General features: G+C 51.9%; 19 protein-coding genes. 7 read left to right on the top strand and 12 right to left on the bottom strand.

What is annotated here, in order from left to right:
* The first annotated feature begins 21 nt into the window (after nt 1-21).
* A complete protein-coding gene (gene ybiB / locus OLG56_RS14545) occupies nt 22-996 on the top strand; it encodes a DNA-binding protein YbiB (RefSeq protein ID WP_000386479.1) in 975 nt (324 codons plus the stop codon).
* 155 nt (nt 997-1,151) lie between these two features.
* On the opposite strand, the gene ybiJ is transcribed toward ybiB, so the two are convergent.
* Both ybiJ and OLG56_RS14535 read right to left on the bottom strand, forming a co-directional pair.
* Complete coding sequence (ybiJ, locus tag OLG56_RS14540) at nt 1,152-1,412, bottom strand: DUF1471 family protein YbiJ (protein ID WP_000849089.1); 261 nt, start codon at nt 1,410-1,412, stop codon at nt 1,152-1,154.
* 284 nt (nt 1,413-1,696) lie between these two features.
* A complete protein-coding gene (locus tag OLG56_RS14535; RefSeq protein ID WP_000146332.1) occupies nt 1,697-1,963 on the bottom strand; it encodes a DksA/TraR family C4-type zinc finger protein in 267 nt (88 codons plus the stop codon).
* Between the two features lie 204 nt (nt 1,964-2,167).
* Here OLG56_RS14535 and rlmF point away from each other — a divergent pair, with 204 nt between their 5' ends.
* A complete protein-coding gene (gene rlmF, locus OLG56_RS14530) occupies nt 2,168-3,094 on the top strand; it encodes a 23S rRNA (adenine(1618)-N(6))-methyltransferase RlmF (RefSeq protein WP_001275974.1) in 927 nt (308 codons plus the stop codon).
* Here the strand turns inward: rlmF and ybiO are convergent.
* The 6 genes from ybiO to rhtA form a co-directional block, all read right to left on the bottom strand.
* Nucleotides 3,091-5,313, bottom strand: a complete 2,223-nt coding sequence (gene ybiO / locus OLG56_RS14525; RefSeq protein ID WP_001267702.1) for a mechanosensitive channel protein — start codon at nt 5,311-5,313, stop codon at nt 3,091-3,093. The two genes, rlmF and ybiO, sit on opposite strands and share 4 nt — an antisense overlap.
* A gap of 118 nt (nt 5,314-5,431) precedes the next feature.
* The gene (gene glnQ / locus OLG56_RS14520; protein WP_000569093.1) at nt 5,432-6,154 is read right to left on the bottom strand and encodes a glutamine ABC transporter ATP-binding protein GlnQ; all 723 of its coding nucleotides are present in this window, start codon (nt 6,152-6,154) and stop codon (nt 5,432-5,434) included.
* Nucleotides 6,151-6,810 carry a glutamine ABC transporter permease GlnP gene (gene glnP / locus OLG56_RS14515; RefSeq protein WP_001159076.1) on the bottom strand — a complete coding sequence of 220 codons (660 nt, stop codon included), beginning with the start codon at nt 6,808-6,810 and terminating at the stop codon, nt 6,151-6,153. Before glnP ends, glnQ begins: the two co-directional genes overlap by 4 nt.
* A gap of 145 nt (nt 6,811-6,955) precedes the next feature.
* Entirely contained in the window at nt 6,956-7,702 is a 747-nt protein-coding gene (glnH, locus tag OLG56_RS14510) for a glutamine ABC transporter substrate-binding protein GlnH (RefSeq protein ID WP_000838671.1), read from the bottom strand.
* Between the two features lie 476 nt (nt 7,703-8,178).
* A complete protein-coding gene (dps, locus tag OLG56_RS14505; protein ID WP_000100805.1) occupies nt 8,179-8,682 on the bottom strand; it encodes a DNA starvation/stationary phase protection protein Dps in 504 nt (167 codons plus the stop codon).
* 302 nt (nt 8,683-8,984) lie between these two features.
* Nucleotides 8,985-9,872 (bottom strand): threonine/homoserine exporter RhtA, encoded by an 888-nt coding sequence (gene rhtA, locus OLG56_RS14500; protein WP_001119555.1) that lies wholly within the window; start codon nt 9,870-9,872, stop codon nt 8,985-8,987.
* A gap of 353 nt (nt 9,873-10,225) precedes the next feature.
* On the opposite strand from rhtA, the gene ompX reads away from it, so the two are divergent.
* The gene (gene ompX / locus OLG56_RS14495) at nt 10,226-10,741 is read left to right on the top strand and encodes an outer membrane protein OmpX (RefSeq protein WP_000716763.1); all 516 of its coding nucleotides are present in this window, start codon (nt 10,226-10,228) and stop codon (nt 10,739-10,741) included.
* A 62-nt stretch (nt 10,742-10,803) separates the two neighbouring features.
* Here ompX and OLG56_RS14490 read toward each other — a convergent pair whose 3' ends face one another.
* The gene (locus OLG56_RS14490; protein ID WP_061377660.1) at nt 10,804-12,384 is read right to left on the bottom strand and encodes a phosphoethanolamine transferase; all 1,581 of its coding nucleotides are present in this window, start codon (nt 12,382-12,384) and stop codon (nt 10,804-10,806) included.
* Nucleotides 12,385-12,648: 264 nt separating this feature from the next.
* Nucleotides 12,649-12,777, bottom strand: coding sequence for a manganase accumulation protein MntS (gene mntS / locus OLG56_RS14485; protein WP_001001755.1), 129 nt, complete (start codon nt 12,775-12,777; stop codon nt 12,649-12,651).
* 185 nt (nt 12,778-12,962) lie between these two features.
* Here mntS and mntR point away from each other — a divergent pair, with 185 nt between their 5' ends.
* Nucleotides 12,963-13,436: a manganese-binding transcriptional regulator MntR gene (gene mntR, locus OLG56_RS14480; protein WP_000533542.1), complete on the top strand. Its 474-nt coding sequence runs from the start codon at nt 12,963-12,965 to the stop codon at nt 13,434-13,436.
* Entirely contained in the window at nt 13,433-14,545 is a 1,113-nt protein-coding gene (locus OLG56_RS14475) for an anion transporter (protein ID WP_061377661.1), read from the top strand. Before mntR ends, OLG56_RS14475 begins: the two co-directional genes overlap by 4 nt.
* Nucleotides 14,546-14,588: 43 nt before the next feature.
* On the opposite strand, the gene ldtB is transcribed toward OLG56_RS14475, so the two are convergent.
* Nucleotides 14,589-15,509, bottom strand: a complete 921-nt coding sequence (ldtB, locus tag OLG56_RS14470) for a L,D-transpeptidase (protein ID WP_001056401.1) — start codon at nt 15,507-15,509, stop codon at nt 14,589-14,591.
* A 218-nt stretch (nt 15,510-15,727) separates the two neighbouring features.
* Here ldtB and OLG56_RS14465 point away from each other — a divergent pair, with 218 nt between their 5' ends.
* Complete coding sequence (locus tag OLG56_RS14465; protein WP_061377662.1) at nt 15,728-17,323, top strand: ABC-F family ATPase; 1,596 nt, start codon at nt 15,728-15,730, stop codon at nt 17,321-17,323.
* Between the two features lie 121 nt (nt 17,324-17,444).
* On the opposite strand, the gene OLG56_RS14460 is transcribed toward OLG56_RS14465, so the two are convergent.
* Nucleotides 17,445-18,710, bottom strand: a complete 1,266-nt coding sequence (locus tag OLG56_RS14460) for a DUF1479 domain-containing protein (RefSeq protein ID WP_023257701.1) — start codon at nt 18,708-18,710, stop codon at nt 17,445-17,447.
* A gap of 261 nt (nt 18,711-18,971) precedes the next feature.
* Here OLG56_RS14460 and OLG56_RS14455 point away from each other — a divergent pair, with 261 nt between their 5' ends.
* Nucleotides 18,972-19,781, top strand: a complete 810-nt coding sequence (locus OLG56_RS14455; RefSeq protein ID WP_000217907.1) for a Cof-type HAD-IIB family hydrolase — start codon at nt 18,972-18,974, stop codon at nt 19,779-19,781.
* Nucleotides 19,782-19,829: the final 48 nt, after the last annotated feature.

Below are 19,829 nucleotides of genomic sequence, written 5' to 3'. Positions count from 1 at the left end.
GCACACTTCAAGGAGCTTTCAATGGATTATCGCAAGATCATCAAAGAGATCGGGCGAGGTAAAAATCACGCCCGCGATCTGGATCTGGACACCGCGCGCGGTTTGTATACCCGAATGCTGAATGGCGACATCCCCGACCTGGAAATGGGCAGTATATTGATGGCGCTGCGTATTAAAGGCGAAGGCGAAGCCGAAATGCTGGGCTTTTATGAAGCCATGCAGAATCATACCATCAAACTGACACCGCCCGCAGATAGGCCGTTGCCGGTCGTTATTCCCAGCTATAACGGCGCGCGTAAACAGGCGAATTTAACGCCGCTGCTGGCTATCCTGCTGCATAAATTGGGCTTTCCAGTCGTAGTACACGGCGTCAGTGAAGATCCGACCCGTGTACTGACGGAAACAATATTTGAGCTGATGGGGATTGTCCCCACTCTACACGGTGGACAAGCGCAGGCCAAACTGGACGGGCACCAGCCGGTGTTTATCCCGGTGAGCGCGCTCTGCCCGCCGCTGGAAAAACAGCTGGCGATGCGCTGGCGGATGGGCGTGCGCAACAGCGCACATTCACTGGCCAAGCTGGCGACGCCATTTGCTGAGGATGCCGCGCTGCGTTTATCAAGCGTTTCTCACCCTGAATATGTCCCGCGTGTGGCGACCTTTTTTAGCCGCATTGGCGGGCGGGCTTTGCTGATGCATGGTACCGAAGGCGAAGTCTATGCCAACCCGCAACGCTGTCCGCAAATCAGCCTGATTGATAGCCGTGGCGTGCAGGTACTACATGAGCGTCAGAGCGACACGCACGACGAGCCGCTTTTACTGCCTGCGACTAAAGATCCTGAAATCACCGCGCGCTGGATTGAGCGCTGCCTTGCCGGCCACGAGCCGGTGCCGCAATCATTAAAAACGCAAATGGCCTGTTGTCTGGTTGCGACGAGAGAGGCGGCGACGTTAGAAGACGGGCTTGCGCGCGTCGAACAGGCTTTTAGCGAATAAAAAAAGCCCGTCCAGTGACGGACGGGCAAATAAGGGTAACAAACAGGGTTAATGAGGGTTGGAGCAGTGGGTCTGTTGGCAAACAGACGAGGGTAATACCCGTCAGAATTCAAACAACAGCGATGTTACAGCCTGAAATCTGGCGGGCAGGTAAATTATTTATAAATCACCGCAGTGCCGCTCATTTTGTCATTACCCACGGCGGAGGTGATGTTATAAGCGCTTGCGCCAGCAGCGGCGGCTTTTTCAGCCAGTTTAGCTTCCAGGCCATCCAGCGTGGTGGCGCCGTCGGCAGACACTACGCCGATTTTATGCAGGTTTTGCGTCTGAGACGCGCTAACCGGTTCTGCGGCAAAAGCGCCAAAAGAAAGGGTGGAAAGCGCGATGGCTGCAACAGCATATTTAATGGTTTTCATGATTAATCTCTCGCAGGTTATTCTGTTTATGGGACGATGTTCCGTCGATGTGATGAGTATCACGGTTTTTTGCGAAAGATAAAATCGAATAGAATTGACGGCCTTGCTCAAAATTTTTGAATGACAAATAACCTATTGATTATTAATTAATTCAACGGTGGAATTTACCGTTCTTGTCATCTGGCTTTACAGAGTCGAGGTTAACGGCACATTCTGCGACGCAGAACGCTAAAAAGCATGAGCGTAAAGGAATGGATGATACTGGCGGTTTCGGTAAAGAAAAGTCAGCGTAACTGGCTGTCTTTTGAACCTCTACGATTATATCCTGAAAATGTTGCGTTATGTAAATCTTTCTCCTGCTGGCAGGATATGCATAACCGAACGCCCGGTACGGCTTTACGCCGCGCTTCAGGGATAGGATCGCCGCACGATTCGCATTCATCGCGACTTTCGCCGTGGGGAAGTTCGCCGCGAGCGCGGGCAACGGCATCTTCAATGGTATTGTTGATTTGTTCATTCACTGCGTCATCATTTGCCCAGCCGGATGCCATCACGCTCTCCTGATTTTAGGGTACCTGAGGTTAAGTGTAGCGCCGTCAGGTGAAAAAATCGCATCGCGCGATCTTTTCAGACCATGAGCAGAACCAATGTCATTCAGATATCCGATCAAACGAGCGAGGCAGGGAATTCGCGGTGGTATATTTACCCCGTGGCGTTATACGGGTATCTTACGCCGCTGCTAAAAGGAGAATGCCATGTCCGCCCAGAAATCGGGGTTACACCCGCGCAACCGCCATCAACACCGTTATGATCTCGCCGCACTGTGTCAGACCACGCCGGAATTGACGTCCTTTCTTATCCGCACGCCCGCCGGTGAACAGAGCGTTGATTTTGCTAATCCGCAAGCGGTAAAAGCGCTCAATAAGGCGTTGCTGGCGCATTTTTATGCCGTCACACACTGGGACATTCCGCCAGGGTTTTTATGTCCGCCAGTGCCTGGCCGTGCGGATTATATCCATCATCTGGCGGATCTGCTTGGCGAAACGACAGGGAGTATTCCGGCGCAGGCAACTATTCTGGACGTGGGCGTGGGCGCCAATTGTATTTATCCGCTTATCGGCGTCCATGAATATGGCTGGCGATTTACCGGTAGTGAAGTCAGCGACGCAGCGATGTCCAGCGCGCAGGCTATCATTCAGGCTAATACGGGGTTAAGCCGCGCCATTCGTCTGCGTCGGCAAAAAGATCCGGCGGCCATTTTTACCGGTATCATTCATAAAAATGAATTTTATGACGCAACGCTTTGTAACCCGCCTTTTCACGACTCCGCCGCCGCAGCCCGCGCGGGCAGCGAGCGTAAGCGCCGCAATTTGGGGCAGAATAAAGATGATGCGCTGAACTTTGGCGGTCAACAGCAGGAGCTATGGTGCGAAGGCGGCGAAGTCGCCTTTATTAAAAAAATGATTGCTGAAAGCCAATCCTTCCGCCGTCAGGTGTTGTGGTTTACGACGTTGGTGTCGCGCGGCGAGAATTTACCGCCGCTTTACCGGGCGTTGACGGAGGCTGGCGCGGTGAAAGTGGTGAAAAAAGAGATGGCCCAGGGGCAAAAGCAAAGCCGCTTTATTGCCTGGACCTTTATGGATGACGACCAGCGTCGCCGTTTTATCACCCGCAAACGCTAAATCGTCGGTTCGCGCGGCGGCAGTGAATCAGGCGACGGGCCGCCGGCGGGGGCGGGCAGAACCTGATACGTTTGCACCGGCGCGCGCACATTGGCCAGATCAAAATGCTTTTTCACCTGGCTATCAAGGGCAAAACGCACCGTCCACTGCTTGAGTGGTAGCGTGGTGAATGACACGCGTAAAGTAAACGCCGTGTTCGTTAAACCGACAATACCGGCGAACGTGGGTTCGCCGATAATCAGCCCGCGAATATCCTCCGTCTCCATCAGCGCCGTTACCGCGTCTTTCAGCGCCTGATTCGCTTTATCCGCATCCTCATGGCGATCCACGTCATAGTTGGCGACAACAGAGCCGATACCGCGCACAAAGTTGGCGAAAGTGGTGATCGAGGACCACGGGATAATATGGTATGCCCCGGTATCCTGCCGCACGCCGACGGAACGAATCGACATTCTTTCGACCGTCCCCGTCAGCGGGCCTATGGTGACTAAGTCGCCGGTATTCATCCCGTTTTCAAACTGAATAAAGACGCCGGTAATAATATCTTTCACCAGGGTTTGCGAACCGAAAGAGATAGCCAGACCTAACGCCCCCGCGCCAGCCAGCAATGGCGCGATATTGACGCCGATTTCCGATAACACGATCATGATGGTTATGGTACTGATAATCACTGCCAGCGCATTGCGGAACAGCGTCAGCAGCGTGCGCGTGCGGGCGCTGGGTAGCGGGCGACCATGAATATCGGAGGCCAGGCGATTCTCAATCAGACTGGCGAGAATCGTCCATCCCACGGCGGAGAAGAATAAGATTAACGCGATACGGATGAGGATATCGACCATCTTTTCCCCCGCGCCATAATGTAGCCAGTGCCAGAAATCGAATAACCCCCAGGCGTTGAGCAACAGCATAACGGCGACGCAGACGGTCAAAAAGCGTGCGACTTTTAGCGCCGAGGAGAGCCAGCCGTTAAGCCGCTTTTGTAATTCCGGGTAATTGCGCTGCGTATGGGGCGACAGGGTGATGGTTTTCGCTATCCAGCGGGTAAACATACCGGAGATAAACGCGGCGATACCAATAATCGCCAGACTGCGCACGGTCGCGCCCATCATAAACTTCAGGCTATTGCCTGGGTCGAATAACGAGAAGAAAAACAGCACGATAAAGTAAGCGCTGGCCAGCCAGTGCCACACCAGCGCAAAGGCGCGGATAAACAGGCTAAAAAAGGCTAATGATCGTTCCGCCAGGCTTAATAAATGTTGCGTAATCTCCGCTTTGTTTTTAAAGATCAGGTACAGTGCCCAGATGGTGATGCAGAGCATGATCGCCACATTAGCCATCGCGCCAACCTGAACATTCACCTGATTGGAAATAATCGGAACGGCAACAATCAGCCCGTAGCCAATCAAACTGCTAAGCGAACTCATACGGCGATTCCAGTAACGCGCTGTCGCATCCTGAATCGCGAATGGGCGTAATTCCGGTACATTAGGGCAAAAAATAAGCCGCAGAATCGCTTTAAAGAACTCTATTAGCGCGAAGGCATTCAGGAACAGGCTTTGCTGAAAAGCGATAGTTCGACTTCCCGCATGGAAATTATCACTGAGCATCTGACCGATAAATAAGGTGAGCGCCAGTAGCAGGAGGTCGATAATAAACGCGCCGACGATCATCGCCGGGAGCTGTAACCAGTTGCTGCGTTCACGGTTTTTCTTGCGTGCCCACAGGCCCATTTTTCGATATAACGGCAGGGCGCAAAGCCGTATCACGCTATAAAAACCAAATACCGCGACGGCCAGAAATAAAAAGTGGGTTAACGCGTTGGTGAAGGTTTGCGAGTTAAACGGCTTGTGCGGCGCATCGGTGATGTTGCGATAAAGCTGGGCGAAACGGGTAGCGAAAGCATCGCCGTACTGACGGGTAACGGTGGTGACGTTCTCCAGTACCGTTTTCTCATCTTTGGCCGCAGGCGGCGCAAGCGCTGGCGCCGGCTCGGTCGGCGGCGTGGTTGAGGCTTCGCGGAGTTGCGCTATTAATTCGTTACGTGAAGCCTCGTTCTCCAGTACGTCAGCCAGGGCCGCATAGGCCGCTTTTTTTTGTTCAGGACTGGGCTCTGGCGCTGCTTGCTGGCTGGTTGATGTCCCCGTGGTCACGCCGGGTATGGCGACCGCATGGGCAGGCGCGCCCAGTAGACAAAAAAGGATGAACAGGGTCCACCGCATGACTCCTCCAGTGAGAAAAGAGACGCAAAACACTAAGTATAGATGGCGCAGGGGAGGGAAAATGAAATGGGACTATTCCATGATGCCCTTCCTGCCGCAGGGCAGGAAGGGCGATATCTCAGGAGACGTGCTGTAAAAATTCCTGTAAACGTGGGCTTGGCGGGTTTTCGATCAACGCCTGCGGACTGCCATCTTCGGCAATACGGCCTTTATCGATGAAAATCAGCCGTGAGGCGACTTTTTCGGCAAAGCCGATTTCGTGAGTGACAATGACCATGGTCATGCCTTCTTCCGCCAGATCCTGCATGACTTTCAGCACTTCATGGCGCAGTTCAGGGTCCAGAGCGGAGGTTGGCTCGTCAAAGAGCATCATTTTCGGCTTCACGGCCAGCGCTCGGGCAATGGCGACGCGCTGTTGTTGACCGCCGGAAAGCTCGGAGGGGTAGTGGTGCGCCCGTTCCGCCAGTCCAACTTTCGCTAACAGAGCTTTCGCCTGTTTTTCCGCTTCTTCTTTCTTTACGCCGCGCACGCGCAGAGGGCCGAACATCACGTTTTCGAGCGCGGTCAGATGCGGGAACAGATAAAACTGTTGAAACACCATGCCGGCTTCCTGGCGAATCAGCCGTTCGTCTACTTTAGGATCGTTGACTTTCAGACCATCGACAATCAGATCGCCGGAGGTGATCTCTTCCAGTTTATTGATACAGCGTAATAACGTGGATTTACCCGAACCGGAAGGGCCGATAATCACAACCACTTCGCCCTGACGGATGTTTAAATCAATGTTATGCAGCACCTGGGTGGGGCCAAAGTGCTTGGAGACGTTTTTAAATTCAATCACAGGATTTTCATCCTTCTTTCAAGACGACGCAAAATAAAGCTCAGCACCAGCGTAATGATCAAATAGAAGACGGCCACGGCGCTCCAGATTTCCAGGGCGCGAAAGTTACCGGCAATAATTTCCTGGCCCTGACGGGTCAGCTCGGCTACGCCGATAACAATAAACAACGAGGTGTCTTTGATGCTAATGATCCACTGGTTGCCCAGCGGCGGCAGCATACGGCGCAGAGCAAGCGGTAAAATAACATGGCGGATGGTTTCCCGGCGAGAAAGGCCCAGCGCCAGACCCGCTTCGCGAAAACCTTTGTGAATGGATAGTACTGCGCCGCGAGTAATTTCCGCGATATAAGCGCCGGAGTTAATCATAATTGTCACGACCGCTGCGCTGAACGGATCAATACGCAAATCATTAAATGCCATCGGCAGGGCAAAGTAGATAAACATGACCTGGACAACGATGGGCGTGCCGCGAATAATTTCAATGAAAACCAGGGCGATGTGGTTGGCGAACCAGCCGCCAAACGTACGGGCAAAACCTGCCGCCAGTCCAATAACCAGGCCGCCAGCCAGACCGAGGACCGAGATCCACAGGGTCATTTTAGCGCCCTCAAGTAAAAGCGGAATGGCGGGCCAGATGGCGCTCCAGTCAAACTGCATATGTCGTTCCTGTTACCGTGGTGTAAATAGTCAAATGCTCTATCCGGCGCGGAAATGGCGTGAAAGTGTCTTATCCGTCACGGAAAAGAGCTGTAGGCCCGGTGAGCGTCCTCACTACCGGGCCACAAGCCAACATCAGGTCGTTTTATTTAGGTTCTGTACCGAACCATTTTTTGTAGATTTCGTTATAGGTGCCATTCTCACGCAGCGTTTTCAGCGCGCCGTTGACTTTCTCGCGCAGTTCATCGCTGCCTTTCGGGAAGGCAACTCCGTATTGCTGTGCTTCCAGTGATTCGCCTACCGCCTTGAACTGGCCGTTGCCTGCGGTTTTGATAAAGTACAGGATGTTCGGCGTATCGTGCAGAACGGCGTCTGCGCGGTTGGTGCCTAATTCCATGTACGCGTTATCAATGTTCGGGAACTGACGCAGATCTTTGGTTTTGATATTCGCTTTCGCGTAATCCACCGACCCGGTTCCGCTCTTCACGGCAACGACTTTGCCATCGAGGTCTTTAACGCTTTTAATGTCGTTATTGTTGGCTTTCACCATCACGAGCAGACCGCTTTTGTAATAGCCATCGGAAAAGTCGATCGCTTTTTTACGCTCGTCCGTAATCGTAATACCCGCCAGCGCCAGATCGATATTTTTGGTTTGTAATGCCGGAATAATGCCGCTGAAATCCATCGGTTTCAGGGTGTAGTCCAGCTTCAGTTCTTTCGCGATAGCGTCCCACAGATCAACATCAAAACCGACGTATTTGTCGCCCTGTTTAAATTCAAACGGAACGAACGCCGTATCGGTTGCCACAACGAGTTTCTTATCCGCAGCGTGCGAAGACACCGCAAAAGCCAGGGTAAGTGCAGCCAGTGAAACTTTTAATAGAGACTTCATAGCATTTCCTTTTCTATCCACGGGGCGATCCCCTGCGAGAACATGTAGCGTAATGAAAAAATCATGCCAATTATGTAACTCATTGTTTTAACAGAAGCATGAATCATTCCTGTGCACAATAAGTCGGGCAAAACCAGTATGCCGCACCGTTTCGGGGCACTGATTTAGTGCATGAATAACAAAGTAGAGATACAGGGTCTATTTAGCGTAAAAATTGTTGTTAAAACAATCTTTAATTAACGATTGTGTGATGTAATTATTACAAATAATTCACTTTTATCGGAGGGGAGTACAAGACGTGTGCACTATTTAAGTGCAAAACCCCTGTGACAGGCAGGGGTATAGGGATGACTTATATACCTGTGTACATCAAGTTGCAGGTGCGTTCGCTTCAGTTACCGACGGAAGTCAGGCTCCTGCGGATTCGCTGCGTTTGTACCTTCCTGCAACTCGAAGTATTCAGGGTAGAGATAGATTTATTCGATGTTGGATTCGATAAACCACAGGAATTTATCGAGGTCGCGTGATGCAGCGGTAAAGATATCGGCAGTGTCTTCATCTTTGGCTTCACCGATAGCTTTGCGAACATCATTAGCGACAACAGCGTAGCGATCGGCCAGTTCTTTTAAGTGATCCTGCACGTTATGGATATCGAGCGGATAGCTTTTCAGTGGAGTTTTGCTGTTGATAACTTGCGTGGTGCCTAACGCCACACCGCCAAGCTGTACGGCGCGCTCGGCCATAGTATCCAGATGATCGGTCAGTGCGGTACGGAAGCCATCCAGCATCTCATGAACGGCAATAAAGTTAGCACCGCGCATGTTCCAGTGGGCCTGTTTCGTGATCAGCGACAGGTCAATGAACTGGATCACCTGACGATTAAGCAACTCAACCGTCGCTTTTTTATCGCTCTCTGATACATCGTTACGGGTATAAAGCAGATTAGACGCTTTTGTTTTTACCAGTTTAGCGGTACTCATAATCTCATATCCTCTTGATGTTTGTGTCCCAGGTAATTAACGAAAATAAGTATAGCACCGGTTTTTAACTTTGCTTTTTTGAATTTACCTATCACTTTAATAGTACAGACAAGATTTAATATTTATTATGATTAAAAATCAATTAGTTAGACGAGTTTGCTGTTTGGTGGGTAATAATTCTCATTTTAATGTAAAAAATGAGAAAAAATATGACAAAAAATGACGAAGTAATAGCGCGATAATAAAAGGTGAATAACGAGGTGATATTCTGCATGATTATGCACATCATGCAGAATAAGAAACTATTTTACGTCAACTTGTTTAATTTGCGGTTCGCGGCGAATCGTTAGGGTAGATCCCATTGAAGCGGCAATGATGGCGCACAGGGCCATGATTTGTATGCCCGTAAGCGTTTCGCCCAGAAAAATCATCCCGGAAACGGCGGCCAGCGCGGGTTCCATGCTCATCAGCGTACCGAAGGTGCGGGTTGGCAGGCGCGTCAGCGCAATCATTTCCAGTGAATAAGGCAGCGCCGTAGAAAGCACAGCGACCGCTAACCCTAAGGGAAGAATCGACCAGTGCCATAGCGCGTCGCCAGCCTGAACTGCGCCAATCGGCACGAAAATGATGGCGGCAATCAGCGAGCCTACCGCCACCGTGGCCGGACCATGTTCCGCGCCTGCTCGCTGGCCAGTAAGAATATAGACAGCCCAACAGGCGCCAGCGCCGAGCGCTAACGCGGCCCCGGTAAGATCGACGTGAGACATATCTTGCCCTAATGGCAGCAGGAACCAGAGCCCAAGCACAGCCAGTACGACCCAAATAAAATCTACCGGCCGCCGGGATGAAAACAGCGCGACCGCCAGAGGACCGGTAAATTCCAGCGCGACCGCAATACCCAACGGCACCGTCTGAATCGACAGATAGAATAGATAGTTCATCCCGCCCAGCGACAGACCATAAAACAGTAAAGGCAGCCGCTGCTCTTTGGCAAAACGCAAACGCCAGGGTTTGAAAAAGGCGATAAGGATAAGCGTTCCCAACGCCAGACGAAGCGCCGTTACGCCCGGCGCGCCGACAAGAGGAAATAACGATTTCGCCAGTGAAGCGCCACTCTGAATAGAGGACATGGCAATGAGCAAAACCAAAATGGGCAACCAGACTGGTAGTTTACGTGTTGACCCCGGCATCCTTTCTCCTGTCAAAAAATGTCAGTACGAGTAAAGGTGGCAGTGTAATGGAAATTCCCCGCGGCGGTTGAGGATTCGTTGAAAAAAAATTTCCAGGATTCCATAAAATGAACTTAAATTGATGGATAAATAGACTGTTAGTTTAGGAATAATCTGGATGAATGTATCGCGCCGCACGCGCATTATTGGTGCAATCAGCCGGAAAAGTGATGTTAATTGAATAAGATAGCGCGATATGGAAACGTTCTGTTACATGAAAGGCGCCCTTAGACACCGTGAATCGCAAAGAGTTTCCCATTAATTTTTGATATATTTAAAACTTAGGACTTACTTGAAGCACATTTGAGGTGGTTATGAAAAAAATTGCATGTCTTTCAGCACTGGCCGCTGTTCTGGCTTTTTCCGCAGGTACTGCAGTAGCTGCTACTTCTACCGTTACCGGTGGTTACGCTCAGAGCGACGCGCAGGGCGTAGCGAATAAAATGAGCGGTTTTAACCTGAAGTATCGTTATGAGCAGGACGACAACCCGCTGGGCGTAATCGGTTCCTTCACCTACACCGAAAAAGATCGTACTAACGGTGCGGGCGATTACAACAAAGGTCAGTACTACGGCATCACTGCCGGCCCGGCTTACCGTCTGAACGATTGGGCGAGCATCTACGGTGTAGTCGGTGTGGGTTACGGTAAATTCCAGACGACCGATTACCCAACCTACAAACATGACACCAGCGATTATGGCTTCTCCTATGGCGCTGGTCTGCAATTCAACCCGATGGAAAATGTTGCTCTGGACTTCTCTTACGAGCAGAGCCGTATTCGTAGCGTTGACGTTGGCACCTGGATTGCTGGCGTGGGTTACCGCTTCTAATCACGTCGGTGAAAATGAAAAATCCGCCTTTCGGGGCGGATTTTTTTTGCCTGAAACGTGCATTATTTTAGTGAAAAAATATCGCTGCCCAGATGGTTATAGTCCACTTTTTGTAATTTGAAATTGGTGATATAAACGGGCCCGGCTTTCTGCTCCGAAATAAATCGATAGCGATTTTTGATCTCTTTAGCGCTAATTCCTGTCCATTGCGAGAAAAAACTCAGGAAATCGTTCGCAGAACGGCGAGCTTTAATGATCCGATGCGCTTTACTGTCGCTGGATAGCACCATAAACGGCACCTGGAAGTTTTGCTGGAATTTGTCGTCATGCGCCAGGTACTGTACCGCTTTGCCGCGCTCTTTAAACGCCAGCCCGTGATCGGAGAAATAGACGAGCGAAAAACTGTCGCCGCTATGACGAAGCTGAGTATAGAGCTGACGGAGTAAATCATCGGTTTGCGTCATGGTGTATAAATAACAAGACGTCTCTTTCGACTGGACAAACGTCGCGTATTTTCCCTGAGTACGGTCGCAGGCCTGGGGATGCGACCCCATTAAATGCAACACAATCAACTGCGGTTGCGTGCGTTCTGTCGCCAATACCTGCGCCGTCATGCTTAACAGCGCGTCGTCGCGAGTATTTTTATCCGCTTCAAAATCGCCGTTTTTCAGGAAATGCGCTTCATCGGCGCGTTTGGCGATACTGGCGATGGCCGTGTCGTATTCACCGATTTGCCCCTGATTGGAAAACCACCATGTCTGAAAACCGGCGCGGTTAGCCAGCGTGACGAAGTTATCCTGATACTGCGGTTTGTTATCCACCACGCGATTGAGCGTTAAACCGAGCGATTTTTGCGTTGAGCCGCTGGCGGCGATGTAATCCATAAAGAAGTCGCCATTCACATGGCTGGCGAAGGGGGTATTATCCCAGTGGCCGCCGAAAGTGCCCATGGCATCCCGTCGCGCGCTTTCACCAATCACCACGACATAGATGTGATATCTGGGTTTCACCGCAGTAACCGTCCAGCTATCTTTTATGCCGGATAGCTGCGCCATACGGTGCTGCTCTTCAATGACTTCGTTGTTATTGACGATAACGTCTTTGGCGAAGCGAAAAACCGGATAACCGGTATCAATAACCTTAAAAACGCCGCCCCACGCCAGATTTTGTACCGGCGCGACGAAAAATGCCGCGACGCTAATCAGCAGGCACAGGCTGTCGAGGCTATTCCAGCGCGGCCTGACCTCTTCTTTTCGGCGGCGAAGCGCAATAATACCCAGCGCAAAAATAAAAAGTCCGGTCAGGTAGCTATACCACGGGAAGATGGTCAGGATTTCGCTCGACTCTTCCATATTGGTGGAGTGCAGCGCCAGCAGCGTATTAAAGTTCGGGGCGCCGTAAGCCTGGCCAAAGGGAAAATAGCAAGCGGCTACCAGCGAACAAATGCCGAGCAGCGCTTTTTGTCCGCGGGGCAGGTAGCGCCAGAGCAGCAGCAACAGGCAGGTAAACGCCGCGGTATAAAGCAGGCTAAAGGGGTAGCCGAGCGCGAGGTTAATCAGCAGCGACTGTAAAAAGTAGAGGCCCGCCCACGGGCTTACAGCCCGACGACGGGCGAGAAGTGAATCGATAAGGGTTGAATTCATATGCCACTATTGCAAAAACGCCATGTGCTAACCCTGGCGCGAAGGGTCATTACCTGCCTGATTATGCGTAAAAAAGGTATTGGGTTCGCAACGGCGAGTCGCAAAATATTCAGGGCTGCCAGAAGATAGAGCGTGCGGGTAAGAAGGTCAACCGCCGGAAAGAAAATGTTTTGCGAAGAGAATAGCAAAACCACAAAAAAACAGGGGAAATGGGCGCCATTTCCGTTGAGGATGCAAAATAAAGCGGCGTACCGCACCGCCGCGTTATTTCGTGGAAGGGTTATCCTGTTCCGGTTTGCCGTTGATCATATCGCACAACATAGAGAGCAGCATTAACCGGACTTTAAAGGGAGAGTGACTGAACACGCGTATACACCTCTTAAATTCGTTCATATAAACCTCCTGATGTTTCTATCCCATCGATCCGTGAGGGATGTCTGCATTACATACAGATATAGCACAGGCTATGTTTTATAGCTATTGCTAAAACGTTAATTTTTTGTGCCCGGACAACTCTGGTTTACAATGAGCGCTCTGTCAGCTGACGCGTTAACGCGTCACAGAAACGAGGAAGCAAAATGGGTCGTCGCGCAGGTACGCCAACAACAAAAAAAGTGACGCAATTGGTGAACGTAGAAGAACACGTTGAAGGATTTCGTCAGGTCAGAGAGGCGCATCGCCGTGAGTTGATAGACGATTACGTTGAGCTGATTTCCGATTTAATTATTGAGGTAGGGGAAGCGCGTCAGGTGGATATGGCGGCGCGGCTCGGCGTCTCCCAGCCGACTGTGGCCAAAATGCTTAAGCGCCTGGCATCGTTAGGATTTATTCAAATGATCCCCTGGCGCGGCGTTTTTCTGACGCCGGAAGGGGAGAAGCTGGCGCAGGAAAGCCGCGAGCGGCATCAAATTGTCGAAAATTTTTTACTGGTATTAGGCGTAAGCCCGGAGATCGCGCGTCGTGATGCGGAAGGGATGGAACACCATGTCAGCCAGGAGACATTGGATGCCTTTTTGGCCTTCACGCAACAGCATGGAACATCTGCAGAATGAATCTGGCCTTTTTACGGGCGCTGCGGCGTGACCGTTTTTTTCAGTTGTTGATCATTGTGGGGATGGCGCTAAGCCTGTTTGTTCCTTTTGCGCCCCGCGCCTGGCCTGGCGCGATTGACTGGCACACCATTATTACCCTCAGTGGGTTAATGTTGCTCACTAAAGGCGTTGAGCTGAGCGGCTATTTCGATGTGCTGGGACGCAAGATGACGCGCCGATTTCATACCGAGCGGCAACTGGCGATGTTCCTGGTGCTGGCTGCGGCGGTGCTGTCGACCTTTCTGACAAACGATGTCGCGCTGTTTATCGTTGTGCCGCTGACGATAACGTTGAAAAAACTGTGTGCGATTCCGGTCAACCGATTGATTATTTTTGAGGCGTTGGCGGTGAACGCCGGTTCGCTGCTGACGCCTGTCGGTAATCCGCAAAATATTCTGTTGTGGGGACGCTCCGGCTTAAGCTTTGCTGAATTTAGCGGGCAAATGGCGCCGCTTGCCGTCATGATGATGCTGACGTTACTGCTCCTGTGCTGGTTTTGTTTTCCGGGTAGGGCGTTACAGTATCATACCGGTACGCGTTCGCCGCAGTGGCAGCCCCGTCTGGTGTGGAGTTGCCTGGCATTATATGTCGTTTTTCTTACCGCGCTGGAGCTCAGGCAAGAGTTATGGGGACTGGTGTTGGTGGCGGCTGGGTTTATTGTGCTGGCGCGCAGGGTGATAGTCAGCGTGGACTGGACGCTGCTGCTGGTATTTATGGCGATGTTTATTGATGTCCATCTGCTAACGCAATTGCCGGCGTTGCAGGGCGTTTTCAACCAGGTTGGCGCACTGTCTCACCCGGGACTTTGGCTAACCGCTATCGGCTTGTCTCAGGTTATCAGTAATGTGCCCAGTACCATTCTCCTGCTGAACTATGTACCGGCCTCGACGCTGCTGGCGTGGGCGGTGAATATCGGCGGGTTTGGTCTGCTGCCGGGGTCGCTGGCAAATCTTATTGCTTTACGGATGGCGAACGATCGCCGAATCTGGTGGCGATTTCATTTCTATTCACTGCCGATGCTGGCATGGGCGGCGCTGGTGGGATATGGATTATTGCAACTGATGCCGTAAGAGAAGCCCGATAGTGTCTATCGGGCTTCGCAGGCAGAGTCTGTCAGTTCAGACGAACCGGCATCCCGGAACGATCCTGAACCGCCTGTTGTACGACGGCCTGATCAACGTCAGGCTCGTTGGTGACGGCCAGGATACTCTTATTAAGCGTGATCGGCACCGCTTCTTTACCTTCAAACTGCGCTTCCGTCGTTGACAGCGGGTTATGCACCTCAATGTAACGGCTACCGTCCGGCTCGGTGGTGGCTTTTACCGGTTCATCGATAAACTGCACGCGGGTGCCGACCGGCACATTTTCAAACAGGAATTTGATATCGTCGTTGCGCAGACGCACGCAGCCGTGGCTCACGCGAAGCCCGATGCCGAAGTTGGCGTTGGTGCCGTGAATAGCATACAGGCGACCAATGTACAGCGCGTACAGGCCCATCGGGTTATCCGGGCCCGCAGGCACGACGGCAGGCAGCGGCTCGCCGGCGGCGCGATATTCAGCGTGCATTTTTGCCGTAGGCGTCCAGGTCGGACCGGCTTTTTTACGTTCAACTTTGGTCGTCCAGTTGATAGGCGTGTCTTTACCTAACTGACCGATCCCAATCGGCAGGACGATAACGGTGTTTGTGCCTTTCGGGTAGTAATAGAGGCGCATTTCCGCGCTATTAATGATAATGCCTTCGTGTACGGTATCCGGCAGGATCAGCTGCTGCGGAATATTCAGCACGGTACCGCCCTTCGGCAGGAAGGTATCCACGCCCGGGTTGGCTTCCAGCATGTTGGACAGCCCCATCTGGTACTCCGCGGCAAAATACTCCAGCGGCTGGGTATTGCCCTCCGGAACGGTGATGACCTGATTTTGCCCAATTAAACGGCTACCATCGGTAGGCAGCGGGTAAGTGACTGCTGAGGCTGTTTTACAAAAACCAACTACAGCGAAAGCCGCCGCGAAAAGCGTTGTTAATTTCATATTCATGTTATGCGAGATTCTGTGCCAAGCAGGCTAGTAGGTTGAGAATTCTGTCATGTTGGGAGCGCATTATAGGTGCATTCCAGTAAACAGGGAATTCAGATGTGTACGAAATCACGTTTTTTTCCCTTACGGTTCAGTGTAGCCCTTTGTACAGGGCGCGATCTTATTTCAGACTTGTGGCATAATAAGCGGTTTGTCACATCTTTTTTCAGGATAAGCCTGTGTTAGTTTCCAGCAACGTTACCATGCAGTTCGGCAGTAAGCCGCTGTTCGAAAACATTTCCGTCAAATTTGGCGGCGGCAACCGTTACGGCCTGATCGGCGCCAACGGTAGCGGAAAGTCCACTTTTATGAAAATCCTCGGCGGCGACCTGGAGCCGACGCTGGGCAATGTTTCCCTCGATCCGAATGAGCGCATCGGTAAGCTGCGTCAGGACCAGTTCGCTTTTGAAGCATTCACCGTACTTGATACTGTCATTATGGGGCATGGCGAACTGTGGGAAGTCAAGCAGGAGCGCGACCGTATCTACGCTTTGCCGGAAATGAGCGAAGAAGACGGCTATAAAGTCGCCGATCTGGAAGTAAAATACGGCGAGATGGACGGTTATTCCGCTGAGGCGCGCGCGGGCGAACTGCTGTTGGGGGTGGGCATCCCGCTGGAGCAGCATTACGGTCTGATGAGTGAAGTCGCGCCAGGCTGGAAATTGCGTGTGCTGCTGGCGCAGGCGTTATTCTCTAATCCGGACATCCTGTTGCTCGACGAACCGACCAACAACCTGGATATTGATACTATCCGTTGGCTGGAGCAGGTGCTGAACGAGCGCGATAGCACGATGATCATCATTTCGCACGACCGTCACTTCCTGAACATGGTTTGTACGCATATGGCGGATCTGGATTACGGCGACTTGCGCGTCTATCCGGGTAACTATGATGAGTATATGACGGCGGCGACTCAGGCGCGTGAACGTCTGTTGGCCGATAATGCGAAGAAAAAAGCGCAAATTGCCGAGCTGCAATCTTTTGTTAGCCGTTTTAGCGCCAATGCCTCTAAATCACGTCAGGCAACGTCGCGCGCGCGGCAGATTGATAAAATCAAGCTGGAAGAGGTGAAAGCCTCCAGCCGTCAGAACCCGTTCATCCGTTTTGAGCAGGATAAAAAACTGTTCCGTAACGCTCTGGAAGTGGAAGCGCTGACGAAAGGTTTTGATAACGGTCCGCTGTTTAAAAATGTCAATTTGCTGCTCGAAGTCGGCGAGAAGCTGGTGGTACTCGGCACCAATGGCGTGGGTAAATCTACGCTGCTGAAGACGCTGGTTGGCGATCTGGACGCCGATCACGGCACCGTTAAATGGTCGGAAAACGCGCGTATTGGTTACTACGCGCAGGACCACGAATATGAATTCGAAAATGACCTGACGGTGTTTGAATGGATGAGTCAGTGGAAGCAGGAAGGCGACGACGAGCAGGCAGTGCGCAGTATTCTGGGCCGCCTGCTATTTAGCCAGGATGATATCAAAAAGCCCGCGAAAGTCCTCTCCGGTGGCGAGAAGGGCCGTATGCTGTTCGGCAAGCTGATGATGCAAAAGCCGAATATCCTGATCATGGACGAACCGACTAACCACCTGGATATGGAGTCGATCGAATCGCTGAATATGGCGCTGGAGCTGTATCAGGGCACGCTGATCTTTGTTTCGCACGACCGTGAGTTCGTCAGCTCGCTGGCAACCCGCGTCATTGAAATTACGCCGGAGCGCGTGGTGGACTTCAGCGGCAACTACGACGATTATTTGCGTAGTAAAGGGATTGAAAGCTAAACACTGACGCCCGGTGGCGCGGTGCTTACCGGGCCTACGTATCCTGGCGCGTAGGTTCGGTAAGACGGGTGCGCCCAGGCAAAGGGCACACCGCAGTTGAGCGGGCAGGGCTGTACGACCGTCAAACGTCCATACCTAATGCCCGTTTACCGTGAATATTCAGATCGCGCAGCGTGAAGCGCCCTTCCCAGGTGGTTTCATAGTCCTCGCGCGGGAAATCGCCCGGTGATGCGCCTGTCTCCAGTGCCGCTTTCACCTTACGCGCATAGGCCAGATTTTTCTCACACATTGGCGCGGCAGGAATGTACATCACATTGCCCCAGCCCTGCTGATTTTCTACGGGGGCGACGGAGTGGATGACATCGCAATGCCACCACACGGAATCCCCGGCTTCCAGTGGCGGAATGCTGGTTAACGCCGCCATCAGTAAAGGATGCCACTGTTCAGAAATCGGCAGCACCCGGCCCGGCGCGACGCCGCATAATTCATCTTCCGGGACATCATCCAGCAGCGGGCGCAGCAGAATATACGCCATCGCCTCCGGGATAGGGACGACATGAAGCAACCCCTGACCGGGCAGCATATCGGAGAGCGCAGTCCAGCCCTGGAAGGTGCGAAATACCGAACATTTGGTGGTGTTATCCACCGTATACTCTTCAACGTCGGTACGGTGCGCCGCATTCCACGGATCGTACTGCTCGACGTTGCCGTTAAACACGCTGGCGAATACCTGCTGATAGGCTGGTAGCAGCCAGCGTTCCAGCGCGCCGGAGTCGGTATGCGCTCCCAGTCCTTTGGATGTGGTGCCTGGCGGGCGGCGACGGATGCGATCCGGATAAATGATGCTGATATCCGGATTAAACCATCGCTTGCCGTCGTGCTCTACCTGCCACAGACGGTTGAGGAACGACTGCGCCAGCGCCATCTCTTCACTTTGGCGGGCCTGCATTTGCGCCTGCGACCAGTAGACAGGATAGATTTCAGGCCGGGAGGCGCTCAGCGTACCGAAAAAATTATCCCCCGGTCCTTTATACACCTCGTCAAAATGGTTCTTGTCCAGATAGTCGAGCATCGACTGGTCCCACGCCAGCGCCTGTTCGCGTGGAAAATGACCTTTAACCACCGCGCACCCACGGCGCTTAACCTCGGCGCGGGTGGCATCGCTAATGTTGCCCATCGCCAGTTCGCTAAAAGGGATAATTGGCCATACCGGCTGTCCCTGCGCCTTCAGATCGTTAATTTCCGCCACCCGGGCTGCTATGGTGGCGCTCAAACGGTCGAACACCGCCTGTACGTCGCCGATTTGCGCGCGTAGCGCCTGCTTCATCTGACGAATGGCCGCTTTTGGGTCGGCGGGCAGCGTTTCGTGGGTAAAAGGAGTCGTCATATCAACCTCATCGTCTTTCGTTCGAAAGTAAAATTAGTTACATGTGATACTTTAAGTTAAAATAAGGTTAATGCAAGTTTAAAATATTGCAGGGGAACACAAAGAGGGAAGCGAGAGGAAAACGTAAGGTGGCCAGGACGCCTTAATGTCTTATGCGGCTATTCCTTTCGTTCAGCCACTTTTCATTCGAAATAAATTTGTGGTTCTGCTCACATTGTTATTAAAATGTTTCTGGTCGCAGTTACAGCCAGGAGCTTAAGTATGACCGTTAACGTTGTCGTTACCGATATGGACGGCACTTTTCTCGACGATGCCAAGCAGTACGATCGTGTACGCTTCATGGCGCAATACCAGGAACTGAAAAAACGTAATATCGAATTTGTGGTCGCTAGCGGTAATCAGTACTACCAGTTGATCTCCTTCTTCCCCGAGCTGAAAGACGAAATTTCCTTCGTCGCAGAAAATGGCGCGCTGGTGTATGAACATGGCAAACAGTTGTTTCACGGGGAGCTAACCCGGCATGAATCGCGTATTGTGATTGGCGAACTGCTGAAGGATAAGCAGCTTAACTTCGTCGCCTGTGGTCTGAAAAGCGCTTATGTCAGCAAAAACGCTCCCGAGGCTTTCGTGGCGCTGATGGCCAAACATTATCACCGCCTGCAGCCGGTAAACGATTATCACGACATTGACGATATCCTGTTTAAGTTCTCCCTGAATTTGCCTGATGAACAAATTCCGCTGGTTATCGACAAACTGCACGTATCTCTGGATGGCATCATGAAGCCCGTCACCAGCGGCTTCGGTTTTATCGACCTGATTATCCCGGGACTGCATAAAGCGAATGGCATCAGTCGTCTGTTAAAGCGCTGGAACAGGTCGCCACAGAATGTCGTCGCCATAGGCGACAGCGGTAATGATGCGGAAATGTTGAAAATGGCGCATTACTCTTTTGCCATGGGCAATGCTGCAGACAATATCAAAGCGCTTTCACGCTATCACACTGATGATAATAACCATCAAGGCGCGCTCAACGTCATTCAGGCCGTGCTTGACGGCACCGATCCCTTCTGATTAACAGGCCTGCGCAGGCCTGTTAAGCGTAGCGCCATCAGGCAATTC

Source organism: Salmonella sp. 2018103, from assembly GCF_026247685.1.
In the GTDB taxonomy this organism is placed as follows: domain Bacteria; phylum Pseudomonadota; class Gammaproteobacteria; order Enterobacterales; family Enterobacteriaceae; genus Salmonella; species Salmonella enterica.
The sequence above is the reverse complement of the archived record's forward strand: the minus strand, read 5'-3'. Positions and strand labels throughout refer to the sequence as shown.

What these genes read in the sequence shown, in the direction of transcription:
- glnP (WP_001159076.1), bottom strand. Translation starts at nt 6,810, where the DNA reads ATGCAGTTTGACTGGAGCGCCATCTGGCCCGCCATTCCGCTTTTACTT.
- ompX (WP_000716763.1), top strand. Translation starts at nt 10,226, where the DNA reads ATGAAAAAAATTGCATGTCTTTCAGCACTGGCCGCTGTTCTGGCTTTT.
- ybiB (WP_000386479.1), top strand. Translation starts at nt 22, where the DNA reads ATGGATTATCGCAAGATCATCAAAGAGATCGGGCGAGGTAAAAATCAC.
- rlmF (WP_001275974.1), top strand. Translation starts at nt 2,168, where the DNA reads ATGTCCGCCCAGAAATCGGGGTTACACCCGCGCAACCGCCATCAACAC.
- ybiJ (WP_000849089.1), bottom strand. Translation starts at nt 1,412, where the DNA reads ATGAAAACCATTAAATATGCTGTTGCAGCCATCGCGCTTTCCACCCTT.
- OLG56_RS14455 (WP_000217907.1), top strand. Translation starts at nt 18,972, where the DNA reads ATGACCGTTAACGTTGTCGTTACCGATATGGACGGCACTTTTCTCGAC.
- rhtA (WP_001119555.1), bottom strand. Translation starts at nt 9,872, where the DNA reads ATGCCGGGGTCAACACGTAAACTACCAGTCTGGTTGCCCATTTTGGTT.
- mntR (WP_000533542.1), top strand. Translation starts at nt 12,963, where the DNA reads ATGGGTCGTCGCGCAGGTACGCCAACAACAAAAAAAGTGACGCAATTG.
- OLG56_RS14475 (WP_061377661.1), top strand. Translation starts at nt 13,433, where the DNA reads ATGAATCTGGCCTTTTTACGGGCGCTGCGGCGTGACCGTTTTTTTCAG.
- OLG56_RS14460 (WP_023257701.1), bottom strand. Translation starts at nt 18,710, where the DNA reads ATGACGACTCCTTTTACCCACGAAACGCTGCCCGCCGACCCAAAAGCG.
- ybiO (WP_001267702.1), bottom strand. Translation starts at nt 5,313, where the DNA reads ATGCGGTGGACCCTGTTCATCCTTTTTTGTCTACTGGGCGCGCCTGCC.
- dps (WP_000100805.1), bottom strand. Translation starts at nt 8,682, where the DNA reads ATGAGTACCGCTAAACTGGTAAAAACAAAAGCGTCTAATCTGCTTTAT.
- OLG56_RS14490 (WP_061377660.1), bottom strand. Translation starts at nt 12,384, where the DNA reads ATGAATTCAACCCTTATCGATTCACTTCTCGCCCGTCGTCGGGCTGTA.
- ldtB (WP_001056401.1), bottom strand. Translation starts at nt 15,509, where the DNA reads ATGAATATGAAATTAACAACGCTTTTCGCGGCGGCTTTCGCTGTAGTT.
- glnH (WP_000838671.1), bottom strand. Translation starts at nt 7,702, where the DNA reads ATGAAGTCTCTATTAAAAGTTTCACTGGCTGCACTTACCCTGGCTTTT.
- OLG56_RS14535 (WP_000146332.1), bottom strand. Translation starts at nt 1,963, where the DNA reads ATGGCATCCGGCTGGGCAAATGATGACGCAGTGAATGAACAAATCAAC.
- mntS (WP_001001755.1), bottom strand. Translation starts at nt 12,777, where the DNA reads ATGAACGAATTTAAGAGGTGTATACGCGTGTTCAGTCACTCTCCCTTT.